Annotated in this window: 6 protein-coding genes and 1 pseudogene; 3 read left to right on the top strand and 4 right to left on the bottom strand. The window is 73.5% G+C overall.

The genetic code is table 11. From position 1 onward, the window contains the following. Nucleotides 1-765 (bottom strand): annotated as a pseudogene (locus IE249_RS38745) (phosphatidylglycerol lysyltransferase domain-containing protein); the annotation flags it as partial. A 227-nt stretch (nt 766-992) separates the two neighbouring features. On the opposite strand from IE249_RS38745, the gene IE249_RS28415 reads away from it, so the two are divergent. Further along, nucleotides 993-2,120: an alpha/beta hydrolase gene (locus IE249_RS28415; RefSeq protein ID WP_189709260.1), complete on the top strand. Its 1,128-nt coding sequence runs from the start codon at nt 993-995 to the stop codon at nt 2,118-2,120. Between the two features lie 88 nt (nt 2,121-2,208). Further along, the gene (locus IE249_RS28410; RefSeq protein WP_189709259.1) at nt 2,209-3,825 is read left to right on the top strand and encodes a hypothetical protein; all 1,617 of its coding nucleotides are present in this window, start codon (nt 2,209-2,211) and stop codon (nt 3,823-3,825) included. On the opposite strand, the gene IE249_RS28405 is transcribed toward IE249_RS28410, so the two are convergent. Together IE249_RS28405 and IE249_RS28400 are read right to left on the bottom strand one after the other, a co-directional pair. Beyond that, a complete protein-coding gene (locus tag IE249_RS28405; protein ID WP_189709258.1) occupies nt 3,822-5,276 on the bottom strand; it encodes a PH domain-containing protein in 1,455 nt (484 codons plus the stop codon). The two genes, IE249_RS28410 and IE249_RS28405, sit on opposite strands and share 4 nt — an antisense overlap. After that, nucleotides 5,273-5,776 (bottom strand): PH domain-containing protein, encoded by a 504-nt coding sequence (locus IE249_RS28400; protein ID WP_189709257.1) that lies wholly within the window; start codon nt 5,774-5,776, stop codon nt 5,273-5,275. The genes IE249_RS28405 and IE249_RS28400 overlap by 4 nt, the downstream gene beginning before the upstream one ends. Before the next feature lie 31 nt (nt 5,777-5,807). On the opposite strand from IE249_RS28400, the gene IE249_RS28395 reads away from it, so the two are divergent. Then, complete coding sequence (locus tag IE249_RS28395; RefSeq protein ID WP_189709256.1) at nt 5,808-6,959, top strand: NADH-quinone oxidoreductase subunit D; 1,152 nt, start codon at nt 5,808-5,810, stop codon at nt 6,957-6,959. Here IE249_RS28395 and IE249_RS38740 read toward each other — a convergent pair. Continuing rightward, nucleotides 6,924-7,420, bottom strand: a 497-nt coding sequence (locus IE249_RS38740; RefSeq protein ID WP_373304469.1) for an SAM-dependent methyltransferase, incomplete at its 5' end; no start/stop codon positions are given. The two genes, IE249_RS28395 and IE249_RS38740, sit on opposite strands and share 36 nt — an antisense overlap.

The following is a 7,420-nucleotide window of genomic DNA, read 5'->3' as shown; positions in this document are numbered from 1 at the left end:
GTCGCGGGCGCCGTGCTTGGCCAGCAGGGCGCGCAGCTTGTCCTCGTCCTCCTCGGTCAGCTGGGCGGCCGGGTGCTCGGGGCGGAAGGCGAGGTAGATCGTGGTGGCCGCGGTGAGCCAGCCGAGCGCGCCCAGGGAGAAGGCCACCGTCCAGGAGGTGTTGCCCTGGTAGGCGAGCGGGCCCTCGAAGCCGAACAGGCCGTAGACCACGTGGGTCAGCCGGTCCGCGAGGCTCGGGTTGCCCACCATGCTGTGCCCGTGGACGCTGACGATGAGCAGGCCGAGCGCGAGCGAACCGGCGCTCATCAGTACGAAGTTGGCCAGCGCCCGCCACCGGCTGCGCGGGTCGGGGAGCGCCGCGAACTCGTCGCGGTGGATCAGCAGCGGCGCGAGCAGCGCGAGCGAGATGACCACGCCGACGACCGAGTGCCGGTAGACGAACTCCGCGGCCGCGCCCGCCGGCAGCAGTGCCACGGCCGCGCGCCAGGCCCGGCGCTTGCGCCGCTTCAGGCCGTGCGCCAGCAGCAGCAACAGCACGCCGGCGCTGAGCGAGAGCGCCGCGGCGAACGGGCCGAACGAGCCCGGCAGCACTTCCGCGATGGCGTGCATACGGCTGTGCCGGAAGCGTGGGAAGACCCCCGCGGCGATGTCCAGGAGGCCCACGAGGGTGCAGGCCCAGCCGACCAGTACGGGCACGGCCTCGGGGCGCGGGCCGCGGAGTATCCGCCGCACCCGGCTTGATCGGCCCGGAACCCCGCCCGACATTTCCCCATCTATCCTGACAGACATCGCATCCCGTAGTTCTGCGAGAGACCTTGAATCCGGTGCCGACCCGGGCATCCGGCGACATTGCGCCCTCTAGGACGGTGTCTTGGGGAGAGAGGTTCACTCCCCACCGAAAAGTCGGGTCAAAGGCCAGTCAAAGGCCGGGGCAAGCCCTCGCAACGAAGCGGCGGACGGCCCGGCAGGGAAGGTCAGGCAGGAAAGAGCCCATGGGTCTCACGAGTAAAAAAGTGCTCGCGCTGGCGGTGCTGTTCGCCGTGCTGCTGTTCGTCGCCACGGTGTGGTTCTGGCCTCGCCTGGCGCGCCGCAACTGGCGGGCCGTCAGCGGCCGTGTCGCCATCCTGCTGGCCACCCAGGCGGCGATCTTCGCCTGCGTGGGCCTCGCCGCCAACCAGGCCTTCGGCTTCTACGCCAGCTGGGCAGACCTGTTCGGCCAGGAGACCGACCAGGGCGTCGTCATAGACAACTCGGCGAACGGCGGCACCAGCGGCCCGCTCCAAGTGGTCGGCACCGAGCGGATACAGATGTCCAACGGCTCGCGGCCGCAGATGACCGGCCAGGTGCAGAAGGTGGACATCCTGGGCCGTACCACCCACATCGCCACTCCGGCGTACGTCTATCTGCCGCCGGAGTACTTCCAGCCGCAGTACCGCACGCGCACCTTCCCGGCCGCCGTCGTCCTCACCGGTTACCCGGGCACCGCGCACGCGCTCGTCAGCAAGCTGCAGTACCCCAAGACCGCGCTGGACCTCGCCAGGAAGGGGCGGATGCAGCCGATGATCCTGGTCATGCTGCGGCCGACGCTGGCCCCGCCGCGCGACACCGAGTGCGTGGACGTCCCCGGCGGGCCGCAGACGGAGTCGTTCCTCGCCAGGGATCTGACGCAGGCCGTGCAGGCGCACTACCGGGTGGGCAAGGGCGCCGGCCACTGGGGCATCGTCGGTGACTCCACGGGCGGTTACTGCGCGCTGAAGCTCGCCATCCACCACCCCGAGACGTATGCCGCCGGCGCGGGCCTGTCCGCCTACTACAAGGCGCCGATCGACGCGACCACGGGCGATCTGTTCCACGGGAACAAGGATCTGCAGAACCGTGCCGACCTGCTGTGGAGCATCAAGCACCTGCCCGCGCCCGACACTTCGCTGCTCGTCACCAGCAGCAAGGTCGGCGAGGGCAACTACAAGGCGACGCTCAAGCTGATCGACGCGGTGAAGGCGACGAACAAGACCCGGATCTCCTCGATCATCCTCGCCAGCGGCGGTCACAACTTCAACACCTGGCGGCGGGAGATCCCCCCGACGCTGCAGTGGATCAGCGGGCGCCTGACCGACCGCTGAAACCCCGCCGGAAAAAGAGTTCCGACCGTGGCCGTCTTTTTGCGGGGCGGCCCACCACGATTCGCCTACTCGCGGTAAGTTTCTGGCCATGCCACGTGGACGTCATCGCCATTCCCCGCCCTTGCACAGGCTGTTGCCTCCCTCGGCGATCGCCGGCGTCTCCGTCGTGTGCGCCCTCGGCCCCTGGGTGTTCTCGGCACCGGTGGTGCTGCGCTCCCTCGCCGCGGCCGCCGCGGTCGCGGCCGTCGCCGGCGCGGTCGTCATGCGCCGCTGGGACACCCAGGCGGGCAGGCAGGTCGCCGACCTCACGCGCGCGCGTGCGAGCGACGAGTGGCGCTTCGAGGAACGGGTCGCCGAACTGGAGACCGACCTCGAGGAGTCGCGCGAACTGCGCGGCCGCCTGGAGCAGAAGCTGCGCGCCAAGCGGGCCGAGCTCGCCGGTCTGCGCAACGAGCACGCGGCGCTGCTGCGGCGGTACGCCACCGCGGAGACCGAGCGGGCCAGCGCCCTCGAGGGCCGCCGCCTGCTGGAGATAGAGGCCGGCTCCGACGACGTACGGGCGCTGCCCGCCGCGCCGGACGACCGCGCCGACCGGACCACGGCCGGCGCGGACGCCGTCGTCGGCGCGGACACCGGGGCGGACACCGGCGCGGACGCCGGTGAGGACGTACGGGAGGAGAAGGCGGACGTGGCTCCCGCCGTGTTCTCCCCGGAGGGCTCCCGGCTGTTCCTGCGCGCCGACGCCGCACTGCTGCGCCTCGCCGCCGCGAGCCCGGAGAACGGCGGGACGACGCCGGAGGACGGCCCGGAGGCGGCCCCGCGGGAGGCCGCCGGGAAGACGGGGGGCGCCGGTCGGGCCGAGGCCGCTGGTAATGCCGGGACCACCGGTAACGCCGAGGCCGTCGGTGACGCGAAGGAGGCCGCGAACGCCGAAGCCGCCGGGAAGGCCGATGCCGCCGGTAATGACGGGGAGACCGTGAAGGCAGACCCCGCCGACCAGGCGGCGGCCACCGAGGACACCGAACCCACCGGGAAGACGGAGCGTTCCGCCAAGACGGGCCCCGCTGCCGAGGTGGGGGGCGTAGGCAGCAACGCCTCTGTGCCGAAGCAGGGCCGCGCGTCCGGTCGTAAGGCCGAGCCCACCGCGCAGCAGATGGGCGGGACGGAAGGCGGCCCCGCCGCCGCGTCCCCCGCGCGGGAGGACGAACCGCAGGGGCAGCCCGAGGCGGCCGACGCGCACGAGCCCGCGGCCGCCGCCTCCCCGACCGAGCAGGCCGCGCGCGCCGCGCAGCCCGGGGCCCAGGCCGGGCCCGCCGGGCAGACGGCCGAGGACGCCGAGCCCGCCGCGACCGCCAAGCCCGCCGCGACCGCCAAGCCCGTGCAGCAGCCCTCCGGGCACTTCACCGTGCCGACCGCCGTGGCCGTCGTGCCGGCCGCGCCAGTGCGGCGCCCGGTCGTCGAGGGCGGGTTCGACTTCTTCGGTACGCAGAAGGGGGTGCCGTCCACCGCCCTGGACGCCGTCCAGAACGAGGACCTCGCCGACGTCGTCGGCCAGGAGGCGCTCGCCCTGCACAAGGCCGAGTCGGAGTCGCAGTACAAGCCGGCCGACGCCGGCGCCCCGGTCGTGGGCCAGGTCATCGACCTCACCGCCCACGACGAGACGGAGCAGATCGACGTACAGGGCCTGCGGACCGCGGCCTCCTAGCCGCTCCCGTCCGGACCGGGCCCCGGGCCCCCGGTCATCCACCGGTCCGGGCGGGCCGCCCCGCGTCCCGTCCGCGACCGGTCGGCCTGCGCGGCCAGCAACCGCGCCGCCTCCTCGGCGTCCCGCAGCCGCGCCGTCACCGTCCTGTTGGCGCCCGTGTCCACATGGACGTCGGCGACGCCCCACAGGCGCCGCCACGGCCCCTGCGTGAGGCGCACGCTCTGCACCTTGGCGTGCGGCACCAGGGCGAGCCGGCGCCGCAGCAGCCCGTGCCGCGCGGCGAACACGGTCTCGGTCACGGTGAATCCGTACCCCCGCCACCGCACCGGCGCGCACCACCCCGCGCGCCCCGGCGGCCGGACCAGCGCGGCCGCGTCCGGCACCACCGCCTCCGGCAGCACCCGGGCGATGACCGACTCGGCTACCCCGCGCGGGGCGACGGGCAGCAGTACGGAGTTCGACGAGCCGGCCACGTCCAGCCCGACCCGCACCCAGCCGCGCCGCCGCCACAGCAGCGGCTCGGTGATCCGTACGGTCTGCACCCGGCCCGGCGGCACCGTCTCGTGCGTGCGGTCCAGCAGGCCGCGGTCGATGCGCAGCCCGTCCGGCGACTCGCTCAGCGTCCAGTCGTACGCCCCGGCGAAGCGCCCCGCGCTGCTGGTGACGGCCCCGCCGACCAGCGGCACGGCCACCGCGAGCGTCGTCCACAGGCTGTGGGTGGCCAGCCACATCAGCGGCGGCACCACGACGGCGGAGGCGAGCGAGCCCCAGGTGGCGCCGACCAGCAGCAGCGAGACGGCGATGTCCCGCGCGGGCACCCGCACGAGTTCCCGCGCGGGTGCCTCACCGACCTCGTGCACGGCTTGCGGGGCGAACCCGGCGGCGCGGGCGAGCAGTTCGGCGCGCAGTGCCCTGGCGTGGTCCTCGCCGAGGAAGGCGAGCTCGTCCTTCTTGGCCGTGCCTATGACGTCCAGCTTGAGTTTCGCCACGCCCGCGATCCGGGCGAGCAGCGGCCGTGTCACGTCGACGGCCTGGATGCGCTCCAGCCGGATGTGCGCGGTGCGGCGGAACAACAGGCCGGTGCGGATGCGCAGTTCGGTGTCGGTCACCGCGAAGTGGGTGAACCACCAGGACAGGAAGCCGTAGAGGGCGGCGGCCGGGACGACGACCGCGAGAGCGAGCAGCAGCGCGGTCGTGGTCAGGCGCGACAGCTGCTGCTGCGCCTGGTCGGGGTCGTGCACGGCCCATCCGGCCAGCAGGGCGACCGGCGCCCAGGCGCGCCGCAGCGGCGTCACGGGATGCAGCCGCCGCTCCACCACCGACGGCCCACCCGATATCGCGTGCCCGCGGCCCGGGGCCGGTCCGCCGCCCGGGGCGTGCTCGCCGCCCGGGTCCCGCCCGTCCCCCGTGGGCCTCCCGTCCCCCGTCGGCCGTCCGTCCCCCGTCGTCACAGGCCCGCCGATCGGGCCTCGCCGAGTTCGGTGAGCCGGTCGCGGAGGCGTTCCGCCTCGGCCGGGTCGAGGCCGGGGATGGTCGCGTCGGTGGTGGCGGCGGCCGTGTGCAACTGCACGGTGGCCAGCCCGAAGTGCCGTTCGACCGGCCCCGAGGTCACCTCCACCAACTGCATCCGCCCGTACGGCACCACGGTCTCCTCGCGCCAGAGCACGCCCCGGCTGATCAGCAGGTCGTCGGCGCGCTCGGCGTACCGCCAGGAGCGCCAATTGCGGCCCAGCAGCACCCAGCCCCACGCCATCAGCGCCAGTGGCGCCAGCGAGAGGGCGGACCAGGCCGCGCCGGCCACCAGCCCGGGCACGAGCCCGACGGCCAGCGCGAGCAGGCCCAGCCACACCACCAGCAGCAGGCGTCGCATGCGCAGCAGGCCGGGCGGCAACGCGTTCCACACCGGCTCGCCCCCCGCCGCCCCTCCGTCTTCCGGCCTCCCCGTCTCCATGGGGCAAGCGTACGTAGGCGAGACTGTGTCCATGACTCCTACGACGGAGACCATGGTCGGGATCGGCGGCGCCGCGGACAGCACCGACATGGTGCTCAACATCGGGCCGCAGCACCCGTCCACGCACGGCGTGCTGCGGCTGAAGCTGGTGCTGGACGGCGAGCGCATCACGCGCGCGGAGCCGGTGATCGGCTATATGCACCGCGGCGCGGAGAAGCTGTTCGAGGCGCGTGACTACCGGCAGATCATCATGCTGGCCAACCGGCACGACTGGCTGTCGGCCTTCTCCAACGAGCTGGGCGTGGTCCTCGCCGTGGAGCGGATGCTCGGCATGGAGGTGCCCGAGCGCGCGGTGTGGACGCGCACGCTGCTCGCCGAGCTCAACCGGGTGCTCAACCACCTGATGTTCCTCGGGTCCTACCCGCTGGAGCTGGGCGGCATCACGCCGGTCTTCTACGCGTTCCGGGAGCGGGAGGTCCTGCAGAACGTGATGGAGGAGGTCTCCGGCGGCCGGATGCACTACATGTTCAACCGGGTCGGCGGCCTCAAGGAGGACCTGCCGGCCGGGTGGGCCACGCGCGCGCGTGCCGCCGTGGCCGCCGTGCGCTCGCGCATGGACGTCTTCGACGACCTGGTGCTCGGCAACGAGATCTTCCGCGGGCGCACGCGGGGCGTGGGCGCGCTGACCGCGCCAGACGTGCACTCCTACGGCGTGAGCGGGCCGATCGCGCGCGCCTCGGGCGTCGACTTCGACCTGCGCCGCGACGAGCCGTACCTCGCGTACGGCGAACTGGGCGACGTCCTGGAGGTGGTCACCCGGCAGGAGGGCGACTGCCTGGCCCGCTTCGAGTGCCTGCTCGCGCAGACCCACAACGCCCTCGACCTGGCCGACGCCTGCCTGGACCGGCTGGCCGAGCTGCCGCCCGGGCCGATCAACCAGCGGCTGCCCAAGGTGCTCAAGGCGCCCGAGGGGCACACCTACGCCTGGACCGAGAACCCTCTCGGCATCAACGGCTACTACCTGGTCAGCAAGGGCGAGAAGACGCCGTACCGGCTGAAGCTGCGCTCGGCCTCGTACAACAACATCCAGGCGCTGACCGAGCTGCTGCCGGGAACGCTGGTGGCGGACATGGTGGCCATCCTGGGCTCAATGTTCTTCGTGGTCGGGGACATCGACAAATAGGGCCGCGAACAGGGACTCCGCGTCCGGCTCCCACAGGCCGGCGCTCCGCAGCAGCCAGCCGAAGCCGCCGAGCCCGTCCGGCGCGGTGAGCTCGGCCGCCTCCCCGGCGCGAGCGAGGGCGCGCACATATTCCGCGGGCCTCGCGGAGGCAAGCGCAAGCGGAGGCCGCACGCCGGTGACACCGAGACCGCGCAGAGCATCACGCTGGGACATCAGCCGGACGGCTGCCCCGGTCGTGCTCGCCGCGCAGGCGTCCAAGGCGACGTGGGACGTGATGTCGCAGGAGCCGTCCGGTACGGGTGGGGTCTCGCGGCCGTCACGGAAGCCGGTCAGGGTGCCGAAGGGGGGCCGGGCGGCCGCGGTGTGGGCGTAGTCCACGGCGACCGCGAGGCCCCGCTCCACGCGGGACACGGCGTCCGCCCAGGCGGTGTCCCTGGTGAGGCCGATCTCGGCGCGCAGCC

It is taken from the genome of Streptomyces anandii JCM 4720, assembly GCF_014650655.1.
GTDB lineage: Bacteria > Actinomycetota > Actinomycetes > Streptomycetales > Streptomycetaceae > Streptomyces > Streptomyces anandii.
Note: the sequence above shows the minus strand (reverse complement) of the source record. Positions and strands in the feature narration are given on the sequence as shown.

Excerpts from the sequence above, each read along its gene's own strand:
- IE249_RS28415 (WP_189709260.1), top strand. The coding sequence starts at position 993 with ATGGGTCTCACGAGTAAAAAAGTGCTCGCGCTGGCGGTGCTGTTCGCC.
- IE249_RS28410 (WP_189709259.1), top strand. The coding sequence starts at position 2,209 with ATGCCACGTGGACGTCATCGCCATTCCCCGCCCTTGCACAGGCTGTTG.
- IE249_RS28400 (WP_189709257.1), bottom strand. The coding sequence starts at position 5,776 with ATGGAGACGGGGAGGCCGGAAGACGGAGGGGCGGCGGGGGGCGAGCCG.
- IE249_RS28395 (WP_189709256.1), top strand. The coding sequence starts at position 5,808 with ATGACTCCTACGACGGAGACCATGGTCGGGATCGGCGGCGCCGCGGAC.